At 47.8% G+C, this 25,275-nt stretch carries 13 protein-coding genes and 1 pseudogene; all 14 read left to right on the forward strand.

Annotated features, from left to right (window positions below; all coding sequences use genetic code 11):
• Nucleotides 1-41 precede the first annotated feature (41 nt).
• Entirely contained in the window at nucleotides 42-752 is a 711-nt protein-coding gene (locus QQK89_RS22520) for a WecB/TagA/CpsF family glycosyltransferase (protein ID WP_284240946.1), read from the forward strand.
• Nucleotides 753-857: 105 nt separating this feature from the next.
• Complete coding sequence (locus tag QQK89_RS22525; protein ID WP_284240930.1) at nucleotides 858-1,994, forward strand: glycosyltransferase family 4 protein; 1,137 nt, start codon at nucleotides 858-860, stop codon at nucleotides 1,992-1,994.
• 363 nt (nucleotides 1,995-2,357) lie between these two features.
• A complete protein-coding gene (locus QQK89_RS22530) occupies nucleotides 2,358-6,395 on the forward strand; it encodes an S-layer homology domain-containing protein (RefSeq protein ID WP_284240931.1) in 4,038 nt (1,345 codons plus the stop codon).
• Nucleotides 6,396-6,924: 529 nt separating this feature from the next.
• On the forward strand, nucleotides 6,925-9,477 hold the full coding sequence (locus tag QQK89_RS22535; RefSeq protein ID WP_284240932.1) for an S-layer homology domain-containing protein: 2,553 nt from the start codon (nucleotides 6,925-6,927) through the stop codon (nucleotides 9,475-9,477).
• Nucleotides 9,478-9,846: 369 nt separating this feature from the next.
• Nucleotides 9,847-11,763 carry a hypothetical protein gene (locus tag QQK89_RS22540; protein WP_284240933.1) on the forward strand — a complete coding sequence of 639 codons (1,917 nt, stop codon included), beginning with the start codon at nucleotides 9,847-9,849 and terminating at the stop codon, nucleotides 11,761-11,763.
• A 106-nt stretch (nucleotides 11,764-11,869) separates the two neighbouring features.
• A complete protein-coding gene (locus QQK89_RS22545) occupies nucleotides 11,870-12,367 on the forward strand; it encodes a hypothetical protein (protein WP_284240934.1) in 498 nt (165 codons plus the stop codon).
• Between the two features lie 106 nt (nucleotides 12,368-12,473).
• On the forward strand, nucleotides 12,474-12,749 hold the full coding sequence (locus QQK89_RS22550; RefSeq protein ID WP_284240935.1) for an alpha/beta-type small acid-soluble spore protein: 276 nt from the start codon (nucleotides 12,474-12,476) through the stop codon (nucleotides 12,747-12,749).
• A 169-nt stretch (nucleotides 12,750-12,918) separates the two neighbouring features.
• Nucleotides 12,919-14,127: a methionine adenosyltransferase gene (gene metK, locus QQK89_RS22555; RefSeq protein ID WP_015847319.1), complete on the forward strand. Its 1,209-nt coding sequence runs from the start codon at nucleotides 12,919-12,921 to the stop codon at nucleotides 14,125-14,127.
• 169 nt (nucleotides 14,128-14,296) lie between these two features.
• Nucleotides 14,297-18,715, forward strand: coding sequence for an Ig-like domain-containing protein (locus QQK89_RS22560; protein WP_284240936.1), 4,419 nt, complete (start codon nucleotides 14,297-14,299; stop codon nucleotides 18,713-18,715).
• Between the two features lie 483 nt (nucleotides 18,716-19,198).
• Nucleotides 19,199-21,916, forward strand: a complete 2,718-nt coding sequence (locus tag QQK89_RS22565) for a stalk domain-containing protein (protein WP_284240937.1) — start codon at nucleotides 19,199-19,201, stop codon at nucleotides 21,914-21,916.
• A gap of 178 nt (nucleotides 21,917-22,094) precedes the next feature.
• The gene (locus QQK89_RS22570; RefSeq protein ID WP_284240938.1) at nucleotides 22,095-23,255 is read left to right on the forward strand and encodes a sensor histidine kinase; all 1,161 of its coding nucleotides are present in this window, start codon (nucleotides 22,095-22,097) and stop codon (nucleotides 23,253-23,255) included.
• An 8-nt stretch (nucleotides 23,256-23,263) separates the two neighbouring features.
• Complete coding sequence (locus QQK89_RS22575; RefSeq protein WP_284240939.1) at nucleotides 23,264-23,992, forward strand: response regulator; 729 nt, start codon at nucleotides 23,264-23,266, stop codon at nucleotides 23,990-23,992.
• A gap of 285 nt (nucleotides 23,993-24,277) precedes the next feature.
• Complete coding sequence (locus QQK89_RS22580) at nucleotides 24,278-24,733, forward strand: hypothetical protein (protein WP_284240940.1); 456 nt, start codon at nucleotides 24,278-24,280, stop codon at nucleotides 24,731-24,733.
• Between the two features lie 107 nt (nucleotides 24,734-24,840).
• A pseudogene (locus QQK89_RS22585) lies at nucleotides 24,841-25,275 on the forward strand (hypothetical protein); the annotation flags it as partial.

Genomic DNA, 25,275 nt, shown 5'->3' on the forward strand with positions numbered 1-25,275 from the left:
AAGTTCCAACGGTGCCGATTTACGGAATTCCATTCTCCAAGATGAGCATGGACGAGACGGTCAGCTACCTAACAGAAGCAATTGAACAGAAGCGCCAGACGCATGTCATTACGGCTAATCCGATTATGGTAATGTCGGCTGTTGAAAGCCAGGATTACTACAAGATGATGAGAAAAGCCGAGCTTATCGTACCGGACGGTGCGGGAGTCGTATGGGCAGCCAACTATGTTGGCACGCCGGTGACAGAACGCGTAACGGGCTTTGACCTGTTGCATCGTCTTATGCAAGAGGGCGAAAAACGGAGATGGACGGCTTATTTGCTTGGCACGTCTCAGGAAGTTATTGAAGCGGCGGCCGAGAAGCTGCAGCTGCAATATCCGCAGGTTCGCATCGTAGGCTACCGCGATGGCTATTTTGGCCCCGACCAGGATGCTGAAGTAGTTGAAGCGATTCGGCAGGCAGCACCGGATTTACTGTTTGTGGCACGGGGCGCGGAGACGCAAGAGCCTTGGATTGCCAAATATAAGAAGCAGCTTGGCGTCCCATTTATTATGGGAGTTGGAGGAAGTTTTGATATTGTGGCCGGCAAGCTGAAGAGAGCGCCAATGCTGTTCCAGAAGCTGCGTTTGGAGTGGTTTTACCGGTTATTGCAGGAGCCGAAACGGCTGCCAAGAATGTTGGTTTTGCCGAAATTCGTCGTGAAAGTGGTTCGTGACAAAGAAAACGTCAAGAAACCGCGTCCTACTGCGTAATAACCTCCCAAAACCGTTGAAAATAAGTGAAAACGGGATTTGGAGTTTCTTCTTCTGTCGGAGTATAATTCACTTCGGTAGAAAGAAAAAGGGGAGCTGCACAATATGCCAGCAGGCTTACTGTACACATTAGGATTTATCTTATCTTTAATAATAGCTCTAGTTATGACACCGCTAGTTAAAAAATTCGCTTTCAAGATTGGAGCGATTGATAAACCGAACCACCGCAAAGTGCATACGCGCATCATGCCTCGTATGGGCGGTCTCGGAATCTATCTGGCTTTTGCAATTGGATTTCTCGTTCTGATGCCGTTCATTCCGGACGGACTGCTGAACCATGAGGGAGAGAATCTGATCCGCGCCGTATTGGTTGGCGGAACGATCATTATCCTGATTGGCGCCTTGGATGACCGCTTCGAGTTGTCGGCCAAGGTGAAGCTGCTCGCTCAGATCGCTGCGGCTTGCGTAGTGGTATTCGGATTTGGCATCAAGATTGATCTCTTGAACGTACCGTTTGGCGCAACGATGCAGCCAATCGAGTCTTGGATTGCGGTTCCGATTACGATCTTCTGGATCGTAGGCGTAACGAACGCGATCAACCTGATCGACGGTCTGGACGGGCTGGCAGGCGGCGTATCCGCAATTGCGATCGGCACGATCCTCGTGATGGCGATCATCATGGGCAACGTACCAATCATCTTGCTCAGCGTTCTGCTGCTTGGCGGTATTGTTGGATTCTTGTACTTCAACTTCCATCCGGCCAAAATCTTTATGGGAGACTCGGGCTCCTTGTTCCTGGGCTTCTGCCTGGCGATGCTCTCGATGACGAGCTTCAAACAGATTACGATCGTCTCGTTCGTAACTCCGCTCCTCATCATCGGCGTACCGCTGTCCGATACGTTCTTCGCGATCATCCGCCGTTTGGTTAACAAACGCCCGATCTTCGCACCGGACAAAGGACATCTGCATCACTGCTTGCAAGAGCTTGGCTTCAGCCACCGCAAGACGGTTCTTATCATCTGGAGCGTGGCAGCCATTTTCGGCGGATTCGCGATTCTGCAATCCACCGTCGTACAATCTTCGGCAGCGAACTGGATTACGTTTATCGTTATCTGCTTGGTGATCTTCAGCCTTCAGATCGGTGCCGAGCTGATCGGCATCGTAGACAAAACGCGCCGTCCGCTCATCAACTTCTTGAACCGCATGTTCCGGACAAAGGTAGATGCGGGAAGCTCGAAATAATCTCATAACTTATAAATAAAAGGTTGTCCCTTAAGCAGACTCGATCTGCGAGAGGGACAACCTTTTTTTGTTGTAGCTTCTTTATCTCAGACACAGTGATTTGCGCTCTCTTCGGAGAAAGACCCTGCCAGAGTCTTATTCATTAGAATTTCTTTATAATTCCAATTACCCGATAGACTAACATTTCCAGTGCATTAGGCCGATAACAACAGTACAGAAATATTCTTCATCTGAAGGTAGCAAGGGAGGAAGGCAATCGAATCAGACTAATCGACCTCTAATTGCAATGTCAAACAGTTGGACTAGTCGATCCATCACTTCGTCATTACGCTAACAGCCATTACATAAAGGAGGAACATCGTTTTGAAAAAGCTATTATCCCTTGTGCTATCCCTGGCGCTTCTAATCACGCTGCTGCCGCCGTTTGGTACACCGCACAAAGCATCCGCCGCCGGCACTTACTTTATGTTCAATAACGAGATGTACGCAGCTAAAGATGCACGCATGACAACCGATAAGTACGTCACTCTGACAGGTACAATTAATAATGTTGTAGGCAACTCGATCAGTTATAGTGTCTACAATATTAAGAGGAATGACGCGAGCGAAGTTCCAGTCAAAAGTATTGAGAACCAGACCTCCAATATCAAGTTGACGGGCAATAATATGACGGTTACGAACTTGGAGTTGTATCCGGGTCTAAACAAAATCACGTTTAAGGGGATCTATGGGACCTCTACCGTCACTGAATCCATTTACATTGAATACCGTGATAATCCTTTGTTATATGATTTGACTGCGAATATCCGCGGCATTCAATATAGCATTCTGGAGGATGCAACAACGGTTCTTCAATCTCCAATGTCGGAAGGCAAAGACAGTGAAGATATCTCGATCAGCGGTGTAGCGCCGAATGCGACGAAAGTTGTTGTTGTCATGAACGGCAAGAGCTACGAATATCGGGTATCCGATTCGGGAGATTACAAGTTTATCGCATCTCCGCTTAATGTTAAGGCGGGCAAGAACATTGTGACGATTCGGGTCTCGAATGACAGTCAGACAATCGAAACAACAAGAGAACTCGCATTTTATAACGGTAGTGTTACCTTCTATGATGTGAATCTGACGGATGGAACAAACACGGCGGATCTTGCGCAAGGACCGGATCTCTCCGTTGATACTACAAGTACGGGCGCACTAACATTAACGGGTAAAGCGATCGTTCCTGTGCAGCAGGTTGCGGATATTGCGGATATTACATCGAGATTTATTTTCGCGCCTGACTCTCAGTTCACTACTACTCCGACGATTACGGTGATCCGAACGACGCCGGATGCGACAACATATAAATCATCGGACAAATTTATAACGGTTGAGTTCTCGGCCAACCTTGGAAGTGTTTCATCTTATACAGCTGAAAAAAGCTATACCTTTAATTTGAAAGGTTATAACGTCGTCGAGAAGCAGACTGAGCAGTCCGACACGCTGTCGTTCAAGCTTCATAACAGCACTAAGCCTTATATTTATGACGTCAATTATTTGAGTGGATATACGTCCGATTTGAGTACGAAGCCAACACAGCTTCAGGCGCTGGAAGGCACGGATATCGAGAACGCTAATATTTTCGCGTTGCCAATGGGCGTTGAAGTTCTGATCGGCAATTATACGTCATTAAGCAGCCCATATACCGGTATTATGAGTCTCGCGAACTCTTCGGGCGTTAAATTAACGGACAGTTCCTTTAGTCAACTAGGATATGAACAAGTTGTTTACCGCAATGTTAACGGCGTATCCCGTCCGTTCCTTCGCGTATTTATGGAGATATCCAAGATGCCGGCTGCCGGCACGCAAGATCTCTATTTTATGTTGAAGGACGATAAGGATGGCATGAAGCATGTAGCCGTAAAGCTACTGTATGGTCCTTTTGCGAAGTACGACAGCATTTATGATGGGTTAGTTATTAAGTATGATACAACTTTGGCCAATGATGCGGGGAAAGCCTTTTTGCTTAGCCAATTAGGTAGATTTGCAGGTCAGTTCTCCAATGTAGCAAATGAAAGCGACATCGTATTTTCAAAAGAAGCAATTCCAACCAAACCGCAAACGGTATATTTCTACTTAAACAACGTTGCGATTGGTTTGACTAAGAACTCGTCTTCGTCTCAATTCAAGATAGATCCAGCAGATGAAGAACTTGCGTTTAATATTTTGAACAAGACGGGCGAGAACACGATTCGTATTGTATTCAGTACGGCGAAGAACAATTATGAGAATACGATCAAATTTAATATCGTACCGACAAATTTGCCTCAAATCCCGGCTCCAAATACGGACGGCGTTTATCCGTACAGCATCAGCAGAAATGAACCGTTAGCCAACGATCCGAACTTCACCAAGGTATCAAGCTTCTTCTCCACGAAGGAAGCTCAGATGAAGGTGTATGGAACATTTGCCTTTATTGACCTGGGAGAGAGACCTGATCTTATCCAAGATAAAGTAACGGCTCTAGGGTCGAAGACTAATTACATTTTACAGATCAGCTCTCCTAACTTTAAGAGCGATATCGAATGGGATTTGTCTAAGGAATTCACGGTGGTATCAAATGGCGTACGAACCCAAGTCGTTAATCCAAGCACATCCGGCGTAAATAATACAATACCAAATTTACAAGTGTTCTATGATGTGGACGGTAAGTACTTCTACTTCATCTTAGACAATCAGGAAGTTCCGGATGATGGTAGTTCGCAAATTTATTTGATAACCGTATTTAACACAGGTAAGACCGGTCCCCGCGCGACTTATCGTCTGCAGGTGGACCCAATCGCTATTCCGTATACGGTCCTCGCGCCAGTGCTCGAAGAGCGGAATCTCAACCAGAACTATGTAGATGTCATTATTACATCGCCTGGCGCTGAAACGATGACCATTAATAAGATCGCTGCAAAAAAAGTTAATTACTTGGACTATTCCACTGATCCTGTTAATCCAACTCCTATTGAATCTTTCAAAGTACGCGTAACAGGGTTAAAGGAGAATAAGGAAACAGCTATTCCGATTGTTATTACACGTGGTAAAGATAAAATTACCGATACACTGAAAGTAAACTATCAGCCGGCTAGTATTCCAGGGGCTCAGTACACAGAAACGATGGCGACTTCCCACAAAGCTTTTAATGGAAGCTTGTCGCTTACTTTCCCTAAGAATACAAAGCTGATCCGTCCTTCTTACAATTCGACAGCCGGCAATTCCAGTCAGATTTACAGCGGTAACCAGTTGCTGTTCGGTATTGCTAATCCGACAGACGGCATTGTGAATCGTTATGAATATCGGAAGCAACCGGCAGATTTCTGGCTCGAGAACAGAACCGGTAGTTACATTATGGGGAAATATTTCTCGGATCGGTTTATCAAGGTCAGCCCATTGTTCTGGATAGACGGCGGACAAGCTGATGATGACAGCACGCCAGCTTACGATCCAATTACAACTGGATTAGATCCATATCCTTATCCGTTGGTGCAAGGAGATCCAGACAAGCAGTTCTTCTTAAGACGCAACAATAACAAAGAAGTAGTTCCTTCTCAGATCGGCTCGCTCACGTTGTCATATGACCCAAGCGTTGCACAAGGAGCAGGTACGGTGGTTACCGTATTCCGCTACGACCCTGTTGAAGATTTGTGGGAGAATATTGGCGGAGTAGTCGACGAGAAGAAACATACGATTAAAGTTCCATTTAATAAATTCGGTTACTATGTGGTAAGCAAGCTTACTTACGGCTATAACGATATCAACGATCACCCTTATGCCCGTGAAGCGATGGAAGCGATCTTCGCTAAAGGAGTAATGAACGCATTTGATCCAACCGGTATTTTTGGAGCAGATCAATATGTGACCCGCGGCGAATTTGCGAGAATGATTGTTAAGGCTCTCAATATTCCTCTCAATTATGCGGGTACGCAGCACTTTAGCGATGTGACCGTGGATACGTATATAAATCCTAAAGCGCTCTACGACTACCGCTTTATTGAAACGGCTGCAAGGGCCGGGATCGTCAGAGGTACGCAACCTAAGAGCTTCCAGCCGGAATCCAGCTTGACGCGTCAGGATGCTACCGTTATTCTAGCTAAGGCACTTAACCTGAAGCTCGAGACGAATGCAACCAAAGCAAAGGCGGCGCTGGATAAAGCATTTAAGGACTCGGGCAATACGGATTACTATGCTGTTCCTTCTATTCTAGCAATCCAGAAGAAGGGCTTTATTCAAGGCTCCATGATCGATCCTTCGGATAAGAAGGCGGGCTACGTATTTGAGCCGAGAGCGAGACTTCTAAGAAGCGACGCGGCAATTATTATGTCCAAAGTAATGGCGAGTTTGAAGACATTGCCAGCAATATACGCTAATTAATGGATGTAGAGCAGGTTGGCTCTTGGCCAATCTGCTCTATTATTAATTTTTGCTCATTACTATTTATTTCTAAAGAAAAATTTACTAAAGTAAGTTTATCCATGGAAAATGTTAAGCATCGACGAGATTAATAGGCCAAGCTATACTAGGAACATACCTAGAGAAGGGTAGCAATACATATAAAACCGAATTAAAAAAATCTCAGATCTTTTTTAGAACTGAGCGCAACTTTTTAATCTGCTCTGCGTTTAATTACATGACATTGCAAAAAGCGAGGCATGTAGTACCTTGGGACTACTATTCTTGCTTGAAGTGGAATGATTTCTCAACTTCCTCTTTACGCTGAGAGTAGCCCATTGTATAATGTGAAGTGGTAGGTCTTCTCTAGTAATAGATTTATAGAGTTTTTCCGCAAGTTTACGAGTTTCTGCGACATGTTCTTACATAGGGTTGAAGCATGGAAGCAGACATCATTTATATTACAATTTTTAATTTATGCTCTTAACTCGGGGAAGGGGGTGAATCGGCTATGAGAAAAACGAGCAATTCATTTCTTACAAATAACTCTCAACAACCGAAGCAATTTAGAGGAGGAGAAAAAAAGGTTATGAAAAAAAGTTTACTTTCGCTGGCACTCGCTGGCTCCATGCTTTCCGCACTGGCAGTTCCTGCATTTGCAGCTACTCCATCTGACGTAGTTGGCAAACCTGTACAAACTGCAGTAGAAGAGCTTACAGCTCTGGGTATTATCAATGGTTATGCTGATGGTACATTCAAACCGGACAACACGATCACTCGTGCTGAACTGGCTAAAATCGTGATCGTTGCTACTGGCAACCAAAGCGCTGCTAACCTGATGGCTAACACAGCTCCTTCGTTCAAAGACGTTAAAAAAGGTGCTTGGTACACAGGTTACATCAACGCTGCTGCTGCTAAAGGCTTCATCCAAGGTTACAATGGTAACTTCCGTCCTAACGACACTATCAAGTTCGAAGAAGTAACTGCGATCTTGGTTCGTGCACTGGGCTACAAAGATAAATACCTGTCCGGTTCGTGGCCTTACAACGTACTTCTGCAAGCTGACGAAGTTGGTTTGTTCGAAGGCGTTGAAATGGCAAACGGCACAAACGCTAACCGTGGCGTAGTTGCTGAACTGACAGAAAACGCACTGGGTGCTAACCTGGTTCAATACAACGCTGACGGTGACATGTCCAACGTTGAAAAAACAGTAGCTGGCAAACAAGTTGCTCAACTGCTGATCAACAAACTGGGCGAAAGCACTGCTCAAGTTCTTAAAGGTACTGCTGTAACAGACGGAAAAATTTCCTTTGTTGGCGAAGATGCAGTTGTTGCTGACAACTTCTTCATCACTGGCGGCAAAAAACTTGCTGATCTGATTGGTCACTCTGTGACTGTTCTGAAAAACAAAGATGGAAAAGTTCTTGCTGTAACTGACAATCAAGCTGCAACTAAAATCGTTTCCACAACGCTGAAAGGTAAGCAAGTAATTGATGCTGCGCTTACAACAAATGCTTCTTCTACAGACTATAAAGTTGCTACAGGTGCAGTTCTGTATGTAAATACAGACCCTACAACAATTGACACAACTGAGTATGCAGATGGTACTGATGTACAATTGCTTCTGAATGCAGATGGCGATGTTCAAGCAGTTCTAGTTACTAACTGGATTTCCGATGCTCAAGTTAGCGATATTGTAGCTTACAATACTTATAGCGTAATTAACAGCTCTGGTGGTTCGTTCAAAGTTGACGCTACTACTTCGGTTACTTTGGATGGCAAAGCAGCAACTCTTGCTGACCTGAAAGCTGATGACATCATTAACGTTATTAAAAATAAAGCAGGCCTTGCAACAAAAGTAGTTGCTACACGCAACACAGTAACTGGTAAAGTTGAAGCTAAAGGCACTTCCGGCTCTGACAAAACAGTTAAAGTTAACGGTACAACTTATGTTACAACCGTTGATACATCTAAGTTGACGCTTGATAGCGAATATACGTTCTACCTGAATAAAGATGGTAAAGCTGTAGCATTTAAAGCGCCTTCGGCTGCTACTGCTACTGACTACTTTGTAGTTTACACTGTTGCTACAACTGGTTCGCCGATTATTATCGACAATCAAGTATCCACAGATGACTACTACAAAATCGTGTACTACTCGTTGAAGGATTCGACGAAGAAAGTTGCTTACACGAAAGAAAAAGTCGCTGTAGTTAATGCTTTGAAAGATAACTCCATCGCACAACTTACGTTTAAAGATGGATATATCACTGAAGTTAAAAACGCTAAAGAATTGGCTAATAATGGCCTGGCGAAGGTAGATTCCATTTCTGGTTCCAGAGTAACTCTGAAAACTGGCGCTGGTGCAACATCTACTTACGTACTGGACAGCAACACAGTATACCTTAAAGTAACTGACAAAGACGCTGATTCTACTGTAGCTGCTCTGACAGCTGCTGACGTTAAAGTTGGCGACTATGTCACTGTTAGCAACGAAGGCGCTACAGCTAAATTTGTAGTTGTAACTGCTCAAGGTGCTGTTGCAGAATTGCCGCAAGTACAAGGTCTGTTTGTAAGCCAGTCCACTGTTGAATCGACTGCTGACGGCAAAACTTATACAGTTAAACTTAATGTTAACGGTGAAGAGAAAACATTTGCTGTTCAAGCTCCAGTTACTGCAAACAAATATGACGTTGTAACACTCGTTGATAAAACAAGTGACAATGCTTACTATGAGTCTGCTGGTATCACAGTTAGCGACCACACAGCATTGATTGCAACAGCTCCAACTGTGGATGCTTCCGCAAAAACAATTACATCGGGTACTACTACTTATGTAGTAACTGAAAACACTAAATTCTACAACATCAATGCTGATGACACTGGTCTCGCAATTGGCTACTTCAATGATGCACGTGTTGCAACTGATGCGGTTTCCGGTAACTACGGTACTGCAAAAGGTAAATATCAATTAGTTATCGTTGAAGGTAAAGAGACTTATGGTGAAGGTGCTACTGCTTCCAAAGAAGCTGGCGTAGTAGTTGTTGTATACCACAACAACTAATATTCAGTGCCTGTACTAGAAAGCTGAGAGCTTATGCTCTCAGCTTTCTTTTTTTGTTTTCATAGGACATGTTCACATGCAGTTCATATAGATTAGATATAGTTACGGATATAGGCGGAGCAAAGATTTTTGAGTGTGCCGAAACTTATAGGATTCCATTCTCGTCTATTTAAGTAAATCTAATTATACGGAGTGAATGTGACAATGCGGAAAAGCTTCAAACGATCGACTATGCTTGTATCCCTCTTCGTTGCTTTTGTTATGCTGCTCAGTGCGATACCAGTGTCTTTCGCTGCATCAAGTTCTTCTGTCAACAAGAAAGTGTACGTATCGAGCGCTTCATATGTACAACTGACGGATGCTAGTTTAGTGCCAAGTGCGAGTGGCGCGACTGCAAGCTTCACCTTTGAGTTTTACAATGGTGATAGCAAAGCAATAAATCTGGTGGACTATTGGGCACGCTTGAAGTCCAAGAGCGGAACGAAATATACGCTTACTTTGCTAGACAAGGCGAACAAGAAAACAATCAGTCCAAAATCTAGTACAACCCTTACTTTCTATAGCTCTGTTGGATCGAAAGTAACGCTTGACCAGCTCATTCTTAATTTTGTGAAGTTTGATTTCTCGGTGTCCGGTTATGAGAAAACATTGGGTTCGTTCACATTCCCGGCCGGTTATTCAAATGACGTTAAGCTTGGTGGCTACAAAACGGTTAAAGTCAGCAGCTCTAACATAAACATGCGAATCGATCAGAACACCGTATCCAAAACATCGGACTACTATAATGTTAACTTATCTTTTGTAGCACGTAATACGAGCCAATTCGGAGTAGCCATTCCGGAATATAACTACTACTTAAAAACATCTAGCGGCTTGTACAAGTTGAAGCTGAAGAACACCTCGGATTCCAACTTGACGCTTGAGCCTGCTGTACTTAACTCCATCCGGTTGACGGGATCGATTCCTAACACCGTGTCAACTTCAGGTTGGAAGTTAGTTATTACTCAAAAGACTGGAGCAGAAGGCAGCCAAGTCGAGTTGCCTGTCGCATCGTTTGCAGTTCCATTCTCGCTGGATACTACACCAGGTACAGCCAAACAAACCTTTACGGATGAAAAAGGAACTTATGAAGTTGAACTGCAATCCGTACAGCGTTTGCCTTGGGGTAACGACGATAACGTAGTTGCCAAGTTGTCTATCAAAAACAAAGAATCCGTTTATCTGCCGCTTCCAGACTTAACAGGTACGATGGTTTTGGATGCGAATATTACTATCAATGGTCAAGCAGTTAAAAATACGGGTGACATTGGATTAGCGCCAGGTGCTTCTACAACGGTTACCTTTATCGGTAAATTGCCTTACGCTTATAACTGGAAGAAGTTCGAGCTTCAGCTTAATGAAAAGTCCGGCACAGAAGATGTTCAAGTAGCAGAAGTAACGAAATCAGCTTTATCAGCCATCTACTCGGTTAATGCAGGTAACGTGTACACGCAAAAATCGATTGGTTCTGAAATGAGCGTTAAAGTGACGGATGTTCGTACTTACCAAGGCGATATCCAGGATACTTATGCGGTATTTATGGATGTAACTAATAATCAGACTCGGAGCAAAGTAATGCCACAGTGGACAGGGTACTTCAAATCTGCCGCAGGCAACTATTACGAAGCCACGATTCAGAAGACAGCAACATCTGTAACACCGGGTAACAAGGAACAGATTATTGTATACACGCAGCTTCCTAGCAATGTGAGCCGCGATGGATTACAGCTCTTGCTCGGTGAAGCGATTGATGCAAACGGTCTGCTAAAAGGTACAACTGGCACACCAACTGGCTTCATTCGTGGTGTATACTTCGGACTACCAGCAGAGAATACGGATCTTACAAACAACCATGCCATTAAAGTAGGTCCTTATAATATCGACTTTAATCTCTTCAATGTATATGCAAATGCTGATTCTCTAGAGCTTGACCTTGGCAGCAAGGTTCAACGTGATTACAGCTACGATGGATTTACACAATCGAAGCTGACTATGGAGCTTGAGTATACGCCTGCGAACGATGTTCTCTGGTCGCAAGATATTAATCTTGAAGGCAAAGGCGAGAACAGCTTGACTTGGAAAGTCGGCGACAACTATAACTCCTTCAGTAAAAAAATGGAGAGCAATCTCTACTGGAGTAGCTACACTCTTAACGTTTACGAGACTGTAAACGGCAGCAAGAAAAAGCTCTTCTCCAAAGATATTAGCTTCTCCTCTCTGATCAACTGGCTCGACGGAGAACATTAATAGGTCAGAAATAACTGGTTAATCCCATCCAAATCTAGTATCTTAGTAAAAGATACTAGATTTGTTTTTTTGCTATCTTTTGCTATAAGAAAGGAGTTTGTCGAAATTGAAGAAGTATGCACTACGGATTGTACTCGCTGTTGTTCTTGTAGGAGCAGGCATTATTGCTGGGGTGAACTGGCCGACAACCCTTGAGGCGGAATCAAATGCGGCGGTACCGGGTACGGCTGATGATCCGGTTGTCACGAAGAGTTATGTAGATGAGCAGATCGCGAAAGCGGGTTCCGGCTCTGGCGGTGGCACTACTCAGCCTGAGACTGGCGGCGGAAGCGCCAAGCTTGAGGTTGTATCGGTCCCTAACGGAAAAACCCTCATTGCTAATGAAGGAACTGAAGTTGTTGTTCGTGCCGGTAAAGCGGTTGTATATAGTACGGACGCGAATGGTATTGCGGATCTGACGGATGGCAAAGATTTGACTAAAGGCAAATCCGTACCGGCGAACCATCATATCTTGTTCCCGCGCGCTGGACGTGGAGTAACTACGGACCCTTCGTATACCAAGTCCCTGACGTTGCTTGTTCGCGGCAGTTACGTGATTCAGTAAGTTATAGAACATTTTACCCGGACACCCAATAGGTTATACGCTTCAAACCATGAGGAAGGACGCACAATAAAGCCACGTTCCTAATTCAAATGGAGGTGTTCTTATTATGAGTCGTTCCAACAAAGTGGTTGTACCGGATTGCAAAGCCGCGCTGAATCAAATGAAGTATGAGATTGCTGCTGAGCTTGGGTTGTTCGCATCCCATGGCGTTCCTTCGGGAGCAGGCGCGGATACGGAGTTTGCCGGCGAGCTTGGCTCGGTAGGCGGAGGCACTCGCATCCAGTGGAGCGAAGTGACAAGCCGTGACGTCGGTTCGATCGGCGGCAGCATCACGCAACGTCTTGTTGCTCAAGCGGAAAAAGTGTTAAACGGCTATTCATAAGTTATTGTCGAATTTTTATCAAAAACTGGAATCCGTTGACACCAAGCGACATTTTCGGTATTATACTGTTTTAGAGAGTTGTCTAACAACCTTTTCCTTCGGGGAAAGGTTCATTTTTTGTGTAGAATGTCTGCACTTATTTCATACTAGCTGTAGGAGGTTGATACGGATGTCTGTAAAAGGTCGTCACTTGTTTACATCGGAATCAGTTACAGAAGGCCACCCGGATAAGATTTGTGACCAAATCTCGGATGCTGTTCTTGACGCGTTTCTGGAAGCGGACCCTTACGCTCGCGTAGCTTGCGAAGTTTCGGTTGCAACTGGTCTTGTACTTGTTATTGGAGAAATCAGCTCCCGTGCTGATTATGTCGATATTTCCGCTATTGCTCGCCGTACAATTAAAGAAATTGGTTACACGCGTGCGAAATACGGTTTTGACTCCAGCACTTGCGCGGTGCTGACATCGCTTAACGAACAATCCGCGGATATCGCTCAAGGCGTTAACGCTGCGCTTGAGAGCCGCGACGGTAAAGACGTTCAGAAGGAAAATGAAGATATCGGTGCCGGTGACCAAGGCCTGATGTTTGGTTTTGCAACGAACGAAACGCCTGAGCTGATGCCTTTGCCAATCGCATTGTCGCATCGCATTGCTCGCCGCCTGTCCGAAGTTCGTAAGAACGACACGCTGGGCTACCTGCGTCCGGACGGTAAAACGCAAGTTACAATCGAGTACGTAGACGGCAAGCCGGTTCGCGTAGACACTATCGTAGTATCGACTCAACATGCGGAAGAGATCTCCCTGGAGCAAATCCAAAAGGATATCCTTGAGCATGTTATCAAACCGGTTGTTCCTGTTGAATGGCTGGATGAGCAAACTAAATACTTCATCAACCCTACAGGCCGTTTCGTAATCGGCGGTCCTCAAGGCGATGCTGGTCTTACAGGCCGCAAAATCATCGTTGATACTTACGGCGGTTACGCTCGTCATGGCGGCGGCGCGTTCTCCGGTAAGGATCCAACGAAGGTTGACCGTTCCGCAGCGTATGCAGCTCGCTATGTAGCGAAAAACATCGTTGCTGCTGGTCTGGCTGACAAATGCGAAATCCAATTGGCTTACGCGATTGGCGTAGCACAACCAGTATCGATCAACGTTGACACATACGGCACTGGCAAAGTATCCGAAGAACTTCTTGTTGATGTTATCAAGAAAAACTTCGATCTTCGTCCGGCTGGCATCATCAAGATGCTTGACCTTCGCCGTCCAATCTACGCTCAAACAGCTGCTTATGGTCACTTCGGCCGTACAGATGTGGATCTCCCTTGGGAGCGCGTGGACAAAGCAGAAAACCTTAAAGCAGACGCACTTGCTGCTAAATAATAGATTTTCCATCAAGAGCTCTGAATCTTCGGATTCAGGGCTTTTTTTGTTGCAATATGCAACCTTTTGGCATCGCCTCTCGACTAATAACTAGTTAACCTAAAATTTTCAAGCGGATTTGCCGACAAATAGGGTACAAGTGTATTTAGCCGGGGAGTGATTACGGGAAATGTTAGTACGAAGCCGATTCAGTTTCATGATAGCTGTCTTATTAGTGCTCCAATTGGTTCTTACGGGCCTGCCAACAACAAGCGTGGTGCACGCAGCCTCAAGCGGACCAATCGTTGTAGGCATGAGCCCAGCGGATAATGCAACGGGAATTACGCCATCAAGCGATCTGACGCTGACGTTTGATGAAGCCGTTACCAAAGGCGCCGACTCAGCCGTCATCACCATTTATAACTACAATACAAGCGACATTGTCGAGAGCATTCCGATGTCCTCTTACAAAATCAGACTAGATGCGACAGGTCGGGTAGCAACGATTAATCCGGATGCGACGCTTAATTTGAATACGGATTATTATGTGCTGATCGATTACGGTGCTTTTGCCAACGTGTCTAACGGGGCTTATTTTGCGGGGATTTCGAGCGCGGCTGCCTGGAATTTCAGAACGACTGCTCTTGTGGATACGACGGGCCCGTCGCTTACGGGCAAATCGCCCGATCAAGGTGCTACGCAAGTGGCCGTAGACAGCAAGGTGACTCTGCAGTTTAACGAACCGGTGTACGCTGCAAGCGGCAGCGTAACGCTTAGTAGCGTGACGGATACGAAAACCATTCCCGTGACCTCGAGTATGGTGCAGGGCAGCGGCACAAACACCATCACGATTACACCTAATACGCCACTCGATTCGGATAGCGATTACACGGTTACGGTTCCTAGAACCGCTTTCCAGGACGGGGCAGGCAACGCGATCGAGACCGGAGGGGCATCGTACGTAAGCTGGAGCTTCCATACCGATCTTGCTCCGCTTAACACGACTGCGCTCACGCCAGCAGATAACGCAACTTCCGTGTCCGTTCTGACGGACAAGCTGACCATGACGTTTGACCACAATATTATGGCCGGAACAGACAAATATATAGAGATCAGAGACGTGAAGAACAATGCGTCATTTGCAAAAATAAAAACAAGTTCATCGCAAGTTGCCATCTCCGGTTCAACGGCAACCATTACTTTACCTGCGAGTCCTCGGTTTAATGCGAACACGTCATATTATGTGTTAGTCGATGCAGGAGCGTTTCTGGAGACCGACTCGGGCCTCAATCATCCGTTCCCGGGCATTGCCAATGCGGCGGCATGGAATTTCACGACCGGGTATGGCAATGATACAACTAAACCGTCTTTAAAAAGTCTTGCGCCTACGTCAGGCGGAATCCTGACCGCAACAACAGGCAAGCTTGTGCTGACGTTCACCGAGCCTGTGTTCCAGGACAGCGGCGTCATTGAAATCCGCACGGTAACAGGCAACACCTTATTCCGTTCTATTCCGGTAACATCGGGCCGGGTATCCGGCGGCGGAACCGATACGATTACGATTGATGCAACAAGCGCTTATGGCGGCGAAGCTGCAAAAGCTTTTGTAAACAACACGTCTTATTACGCGACTGTCGGAAGCCGTGCTTTCAAAGACGGTGTAGGACTGTATTTCGACGGACTGACAAGCTCGTCCAGCTGGAGATACACGGTTACGCAAGATAATGTGAAGCCGACTTTGTCGGCCACTTCTCCTGCCAACAACGCAACTTCCTTTGATCCGAACGCCACATTGTCTGCAACGTTTAGCGAAGCCGTTCAGCCGGGCAACGGGCAGATTTGGCTGCAATGCGTTAGCGGCACCGGCAGTACTTGCAGTACACCACTGATTGGAACTTCGGTAAACGTAGATCCGCTTAATAACAAGAAGCTTAATATTACGCCTAACCAAGCTCTTCAGGCGGGCATCACCTATTATGTGGAGATTGAACCGGATGCCGTAACCGACCTGGCGGGCAATACATACAACGGCATTCAGAATGAGTACCAGTGGACGTTCAAAACGCTCGGCGGCGATACAACGGCCCCGGCGATTTCGAAGTTAGAGGCTAACGGCTCGAACATCGTCATGACCTATAACGAAGACCTGATGAACAATTCGATTCCTACTGCCGGCAGCTTCTACATTACGGTAGATGGGGCCTACCGCTCCGTGACCGGCGTTTCGGTATCGGGTCCTAAGGTTACGCTAAGCTTGGCGAGCAACATTGTTGACGGCCAGCAAGTGAAGCTTTCTTATACCAAGCCATCGGTTGCTACGTCTGGCATTCGCGATCTGTCGGGCAATCAGGCGGCTAGCTTGACCGCTCAGACCGTTACGACGGCTGTGGATACAACCATTCCTACGTTAACGGGCGGTACGGCAGCAGGCGGGATCGTGACCTTAGTCTTTTCGGAAAATCTGGCTTCGGTAAGCAGCTATGCTTATACGCAGTTCAGCGTATATGTTGGAGGCAGTTATTACACGCCAACTTCCGTTTATAGCACGGGGAACAAAGTGATTCTGGCGGTTAACGCTTCGATCGATTCTAACTCGAACGTTCGCGTATCGTATAACGCCGGCTCTTATCCGCTTCAGGATGCTGCAGGCAATAAGGTGAACAGCTTTAGCGGCGTAAGCCTCACGAGCACGGTGGATACATCGGTGCCTACCTACCAGTCCATAGCGGCAAACGGCAATTCTATTATGATTAATTATAACGAAGCGTTGGATACTTCCAGAAGACCTTCGACGAGCCAATACAATGTGATGGTCAACAACTCGCAATACAATGTGACTCAAGTGACGGTATCGGGTTCTCAGGTTGTTTTGACCGTGAGCCCGGAGATTACGGCAGGATCAACCGTGCGAGTGACTTATTCGAAATTGTACACGGCTCTGGTCGATCTGGCTGGCAATGAAGCTGCGTCCTTCAGTAATGTGACGGCAACCGTAGGAAGCGGATCGTCTTCGGATAACGGTTTGTACGGGGCAGTTGTCAAAGGAACGAAGGTAACCTTGTCCTTCTGGAAAACGTTAAGCACATCCTATATTCCATCCGCCGCGTATTTCGCAGTGAAGGTAGATGGCGGTTCCGATCCGGCAACTAATGTGACGGTAAGCGGGAATACGGTTATTTTGACACTGGCCGCGGCACCGGATGTAGGTGATTCGGTTACGATCACGTATTATGCGACATCGTCCAGCAGTTTGCGTTCGACAGACGGCAACCTCGTTCCGGGCTTTACGAACGTAACGGTGGCCAATCAGACGACTCTTATTGATTCCTTGCCAGGTGGATATGTGGAGACGGCCGGCGGCGGGATCGGACTAACAACGTCGATGGCGACGCAAACGTCGGATATTTCGCCAGCGGGCTACACGACAACGCGTTATACCCTACCAACAGATAAGTTAACGACGGCATATACCGCAGCGAAAAGCGCTGGTGTCAACAATGCCCGTGTTGTATTTGAAGTACCAAGCTCGGAGCGGGCTGCGATTGTATCCGTTCCATTGACTGCACTAGAGAGTGCTTATCGCTTAAGCAGCGGTTCATCTTTCGCCGTACAATATGGCACAAGCTCCTATGAGATTCCGTTGAGTGCTCTGGCCTTCAAGAGCATGGCTTCGCTCGTAGGATCGAGTTATACGACAGGCAACCTGTTGATCAAGATTGAAAAAGGCAATAACGCCAACACTAGCGCATTAACTTCAGCGATCAGCAAAGCGGGTGCATCACTGCTGTCGTCTCCGTATACGTTCGAGACTTCGGTTATAAGCGGTACAACGGAAAAGACGCTATCCGAATTCGGCGGTTATGTGAAGCGCAGCTTCGAATCGTTGATCTCAGCCGATTCTAGCAATAGTGCGGTGGTGTGGCTGGATCCGCAAACCGGCAAACTCTCGTATGTGCCTACGACGTTCTCTAGTTCGAACATCGTGTCTTTCAAGCGGAAAGGCAATAGTGCGTACGCGCTTGTGAGCGGTTCGTCCAAGTTCACGGATATCGGCTCGCATTGGGCCGGTTCAACGATCAAGATGATGGCGAACAAGTTCATTATTGAAGGACGCAGCGGGTCCACAACGAAATTTGATCCGCAAAGCTCGATTACCCGAGCGGAGTTCGCAGCATATATCGTTCGTGGCCTTGGACTAACCGGCAGCCGGAGCGATGCGGCGAAGTATAAAGACGTAACAGCGGGAACGGTGACGGCGGCTTATATCGGCGCTGCATCGAAGGCAGGAATCGTAACGGGCAATACGGACGGCACGTTTAAGCCGAACAGCCCGATCTCCCGTCAGGAGATGGCGGTTATGATGTCCCGCGCGGCAAAAGCAGCGGCGAAGACGATTTCGTTGCCGAATTCCGAGACATCTTACCTCTCCAAATTCAGCGACCGTACAAAAGTAGCGTCTTGGGCAAAAAGCGATCTGGCCAAAGCCGTCTACATGGGCGTCATCACCGGCCAAACCGAAACCACCTTCGGCCCGACCAAAAACGCTACTCGCGCCGAAGCGATCGTTATGATCAAACGTTTGCTCGAGTACGTCGATCTATTAAATTAATTTAATGTGTACGCGCCCGGCCCAGTCTCTGGGGCCGGGCTTTTTTGTTTGTTCGGGAGCGGGGGCGGAGTGAGTAGCTAGTCTATCTGTTAAGGTCCCTCAGGGACCTTAAGCATAAAATGAGAGGTCATGAGTGGGCGGGGCGGTAGGCCCACGCGATGACCTATATCCGCCGCCCACCACAGGTGCTGGCGGCTAGGGCGTGGGCTAGGAGAGGGGCGGAGAGAAAAGGTCATTCTGGAGAAGCGGAGCGTTCGCCTTTGCAGCACGAAATCTAACGATACCATCGTTAATTCAGAGATTTCGTCTGCAACCGCGATCGGAAGAATGACCTTTTTTCGCAGCCTTGCTCTCAGTCTTTCGCCCTAAATGGACCAGCACCATCCTCCCATTTTTATTAAGAATTTTTTATACTCGGAACTTTTCTCCCCTACTAATAGTCTATAATAAATAGATTAATAGATTAGGAGAGTTGCTATAACGATGAGTAAGGTACATAACAACAAAGTTCGGCAGACGGGAAGTCTAGGCAAAAAGATCGCGGTTGTCGTAATCGGCGGTACACTGCTCGCGCAGCCTGTGTCGTCGGCTATCCCTTTTAATTGGAATCCGCTGCAGGCAGGCACGGCAGCTGCTGCTACGGCATCACCGTCTCTTAAACTTCTACAGCAGTCGTATATTACGGCCGGCGCGCAAAGAATGGACTACCTCTGGACGACCACACGCAGCGGCAAAGCTGCTCAGGCCAATATTCATGTCATTGAAGTGGACTTATCGAATCCTTATGTCAGCCTGGATGCCATGAGCGGCAAGAACGATACCGTGGGCAAGCTGAACACCATCATGAACATGACTAAAGAAAACGGCGCCGTTGCGGGTATTAACGCCGACGTCTTTATTACAACAACCGAAGGCTCGCCAATGGGCGCGCAGGTAACAAGCGGCACGCTCATGACTAGCCCGATGCAAATTAAGGGCATGTATGCTTTTGCCGTAACAAAAGACCGCAAGCCGGTTGTTGACAGCTATAAGTTTGACGGCACGGTGACGTCCGCGGACGGATCGAGTTTTGTGCTCGCAGGCCTTAATCAGTCTGCTTATATGCCGGAGGGCGGCACATCGAACTATAGCCACGCCAATGCTTTGTTTATCTACAATAGCGCATGGGGCGGGGCAGAACGTCCTAAGAATTCTTCCACTACGCCTACCGAAGCTTTGGTCGTAAACGGAGTGGTTCAGCAGATTTCGGAGGGCACGCCTATTGCGGGAACGATTCCGGCCAACGGCTATATCCTTCGCGGCCACGGTTCGGCAGCCAAATACATTGTCGAGCATCTGCAGGTCGGTCAGGCGGTAACTTCGGACTATTCGCTAGTATCCCAGACGACAGGGCAAAAGGTAGATCCTACGTCTTTTGAAATGTTGATCGGCGGCCATACGATTCTCGTGAATAACGGTGCTGCCGCTACCTTCTCCCGCGATATTACGGGGGTTAGCGGTTCATCCTACGTATCCCGTTCGGCAGTTGGTTATTCCAAAGACGGCACCAAAGTCTATCTCATTACGAGCGAAGACTACGGCGACAGCACGGGTCTTAACCTGAAAGAGCTGCAGCAGGTCATGGTGAAGCTTGGCGTCTACAAAGGCATTAACTTGGACGGCGGCGGCTCCACGACGATGATCGAAAGACCGCTTGGCGAAACTTCCTTAAGCCTGGCTCATTCCACCCAATACAATACGACGCAGCGCAGCGTGGCGAATGGTATTGGTGTCTTTACAACGGCACCTAAAGGGAATCTGAAAGGCATTACGATCAGCGGTTCAAACGTTCTGTTTGTTGGCCAATCGACGAGCTATTCGGTCAAAGGTTATGACACCTACTACAACCCTTATACGGTTGACGGATCCAATGCTTCGTGGAGCACTTCCACGGCGGGCTTAGGCGCGTTTAACGGCAGCACGTTTACGGCTTCCAAACCGGGCTCAACAAAAATCACCGTGAAATCCGGTTCGGTTACGTCGACTTATCCGGTTGAGATCATCGGCCAAGACCAAATTGCGGAGCTTAAGCTCGACACTGCCGCTGGCGTGCTGACAAATGGCGCAACGGTCTCCATTCCGGTAAAAGTTACGCTCAAGAACGGCAAAACGTACAAGCTGACCGGCGACTCTCTCAAATGGGAGTTTATCGGATTCACGGCTACGACCAAAGGCGATACGTTGACGGTTAATTCCGTGAGCTCTGGCACGAAGACCGGTTATGCGATTGGCCGTTACGATGGCTATCCGACGATGATTCCGTTCACGCAAGGCGGTTCGGAGAAAACGCTGGAAACGTTCGAAAACGTTACCTACGGCATTAATCCGCAAGTCACTCCGGCTGCAACAACTACGGGAAGCGTGAAGCTAGTTACGGATTTCCCGGGCCAAACGTCCGGAAAAGCTTTGAAAATTTCTTATGACTTTAGTGCCGGCACCGGTACCAAAGCGGTATATGCCCAGTTCAACGGAACTTCCGGCAAATCGATCGACGGCTCTCCGCTTACCATGACGATGGACGTATACGGCGACAAGAGCTTGAACTGGCTGCGTGCCGAGTTTGTTGACGCGAACGGTAGCGTCCATCTGGTTGATCTGGCGAAGCAGCTCGACTGGACAGGCTGGAAATCGGTGAAGGCCGATCTGTCTGCCAAAGGAATGGCGTATCCGGTTAAGCTGAAGCGCATTTACGTCGTAACGACGCCGGATGGACAAGATGAGCGCGCCGCGACGGGCGAGGTAGGCATCGATAATATTAAGCTGCAATATGCGGCTGCTACGACAACCCCGGACCAGCGCCATATCGAAATGACAATCGGCAAGAAAACGGCTATTTCGAACGGCAAGACCATTGCGATGGAGGTTGCTCCGTTTGAAACCGGCGGTACGACTTATGTACCGATTCGGTTCGTAACCGATGCGATGGGCGCTACCCTGAAATGGGACAATAAGCTCAATCGCGTAACGGTAATTAATGGATCGAAAATGCTGGAAATGTTCATTGGCAAAAAGGAAATGAACATGAACGGCGCGCTTTTCGAGACGGAGGTAGCGCCTATGATTAAGAGCGGCAGGACCCTAATTCCGATCCGATTATTTTCCGAAAAACTGGGACTAAAGGTCACCTACGACAGCAAGACGAAAAAGATTGCCATCGATTAAAGGTGGACGAGCGGCAACCAACCTGTGTTATGATAAAGGGGAATAGCCTTTAACAAGGTGAAACGTCATCGCTGTTCCTCGCGGAGCGGTCAGGCGTTTCATCCCGGAGAATTCTAAGCGCTATTTTATAAGGTGAAACTTATATTTTCTTAGAATTTAGGAAAGGTTGCCGATTTTTTTGGACCAGCACATCGTGGATATTAATAGAGTGATAACTAATGCGATCTCCGTCATGGAGGATAGTAAGCTGCAAATTTACGAGATATGCGAATCGGCGCGCCAGGAGCTTGAATCCCTAGGCCAGGAGCTCGAGATTGTACTCGCGGAAACGCTGACGACGATTGAGAGAGTAGACCAACTGGAGCAGGACTACCGGCGTGCCCGCATTCGGCTGACTGAAGTTAGCCGCGACTTTGTACGATATAAAGAAGAGGACATCAAGACCGCCTATGAGAAGGCTACCCAAATTCAGCTCGATCTGATGGTTTATCGCGAGAAGGAAGCTTATTTGAAAACTCGCCGCGATGACTTGCAGAAGCGGGTTCGGAACGTGGAGAAGTCGATCGAACGGGCGGAGACGATTGCCTCCCAGATTAATGTAGTACTCCAGTATTTGTCCGGCGACCTGAACCAGGTATCGCGTATTTTGGAGTCGGCGAAGACAAGACAGATGATTGGCCTTAAGATCATCGTGGCGCAGGAGGAGGAACGGAAGCGGATTTCGCGCGAAATCCACGACGGACCGGCCCAATCGCTTGCCAATATCGTGCTTCGAACAGAAATTGTGGAAAGAATGCTTCTAAAGAAGGAATTTCAACTGGTGCAGGACGAATTATTAGATCTGAAAGGTCAAGTCCGGTCGGGGCTCGAGGAAATACGCAAAATTATTTTCAACTTGCGTCCGATGGCCTTGGATGATTTGGGTCTAGTACCCGCACTTCGCAAGTTTGCTCATGACTTTGAGGATAAGACAAAGATTCGGACAATTTTTGAGCTTAGCGGTAAAGAAGTCAGGATGCCGTCAGCCATGGAAGCTGGGGTGTTCCGCCTAGTTCAGGAAGCGTTTACCAATGCGCAGAAGCATGCCAGAGCATCCTTTGTGACGCTTGAAGTTGCTTACTCGCCGGAGACGGTCATCATTACGATCGTGGACAACGGTATTGGTTTCCAGACCGAGCAGACGGAAGCACATTCGCAAAACAACTCCCATTTTGGCTTGATTGGCATGCGCGAGCGTGTAGATCTTCTTGAAGGGAGGATGGAAATCGACTCAAAATTAGGTCACGGGACGAAGATTATAATCAACATCCCCATTACAGTAGAGAGTAGAAAGGAGTAAGATGACATATGAACCAGGCTGCGCCGGGAGTTAAGCGCAAGATAAAAGTATTGCTGGCGGACGATCACCAACTTTTCCGCGAAGGACTTAAACGGATTTTGAACATGGAAGACGATCTTGAAGTAATTGGAGAATGCGGTGACGGCATTCAAGTGCTTGAATTTTGCAACCACACGATCCCGGAAATCGTGCTCATGGATATTAACATGCCAATTGAGAACGGTGTTGTAACAACCGAACGTCTGAAGACGATTTTCCCTGACGTAAAAGTTATTATTCTTTCCATTCATGATGATGAGAGTTATGTATTCGAGACGCTTCGCAAGGGGGCTACAGGCTACCTGCTGAAGGACATGGAGGCTGAATCGCTTATTAACGCGATCCGCTCCGTGGTAAACGGTCATGCTTACATTCATCCGAAAGTAACAGGCAAGCTGATCAACCAGCTGCGCCGCATGACTTACCTCGACGAGATGGGCGTTATTTCGGGCGCTGCGGCTGGCATGGAGCCAGGCGTGAAATTCGTTGCAGGCGAAGACAATCCGCTGACGCGCCGCGAGGCGGAAGTATTGCGTCTAATGGCGGAAGGCAAGAGCAACAAGATGATTGGCGAGTATTTGTTCATTAGCGAAAAAACCGTTAAAAACCATGTAAGCAGCATTTTGCAAAAGATGGAGGTTGACGACCGTACGCAAGCGGTTATTCAATCCATCAAATTTGGCTGGGTAACGCTGTAGCCGGGCACGCTTAATTCACGCGCGAGGTGCGCTGGATGGATCAGCGCGCAGGAGGCGAGGGGCTCGATCGAAGGCAGACCAAAGCTGCATGCGAGAGGCAGGAACCCGATGAAGAGCGCCCGCCGTCAGGCGGCGAACAGTCAGAGCAGGTCTGGTTACAGGTACATACAGAGTCCCGTGTCGTAGACGCGGGATTTTTTGTGTTCTCACCGCACATTTTGTCCCTCTTGTCCTTCTGTCCGTAACCACTGGGCGCATAGCGGCATATATTGTCACAAAGAGGAGGTGGCCGACCTGATTGCGATTTTTCTTCTTGTGATAGGCTGTTATGCTTTGGCCGCCGCATTGGTGCATGTGGCTTATAGGCTCAGGCGAAATAAGACGAGCGAAAGCAAACATTATGTCCTTGTCGCCCATGATCAGCATATGAAGATGGAGATGGTTCTTCGCCAGTTTTCTTCGTATTCGCGCAGAATGGGTAAGGATGTGCAGCTGACGGTAGTCGATAGCCACTCTGCAGACGAGACCGCTCAAATCGTTGACCGGCTTCGGCGGGAGAACGGGAATGTGACGGTTTTTGCGGATGAAGGTTTAAAAGATCGAAAGCGCTCTCATTCTCGATTGGATGATTCTGCGGGACTGATCTGGATGCTAAGAAACGAAGGGATTGTAACCAAGCCGGACCAAGCTATACTTGTTGACCTGCAAAATCCTTCCGATTTGTCGAAAATGCCGTTTTGAGCTATACTGGGAATTAATTGAAAGCACGGAGTGAAGCACACCCCGATGATGCGTTGTTCGTATCATTGTGGTGTGCTTTTTTGCGTGTGCGCGGGGAGACGATGCGGATGAAGGCCTATGTGTATGTGATTCATATTGGCGGGAAGTGGCATGCCCGGATGACGATTGCTCCTGAAGTGGACAGACTGTTTTGGATGGAAGGTGGGTTGGCGGAGGCGATAACGCGAGTTGATGACTGGCTTGGTGGCGGGGGGCATAGAGAGCAGGTTCATGATGAAGCGGTGATATTGAGGTTGTCGGGAGAGATTGCGGAGGAAGGTTGGTATTGGGAGGAGGCATTGCCTCTGGGGGATGCGATACGCGCGGCGGAGTTATGGGAGAGTGGGGCGGGGAGTGGGGGCTTGCGAGGGAGTGGCGGTAAGAGCAGAGCGGGTGATCGCTCTGCTGCTGGGCAAGGGCAAGGGCCGCTTGCTTCGCTCGCGGCCTGCGTGGAGCTGGCGCGCCGCGAAGCCGGCGCGCCGCTTGGGCCGGGGGGGGGGGGG

It is taken from the genome of Paenibacillus glycanilyticus, from assembly GCF_030161375.1.
Lineage (GTDB): Bacteria > Bacillota > Bacilli > Paenibacillales > Paenibacillaceae > Pristimantibacillus > Pristimantibacillus glycanilyticus_B.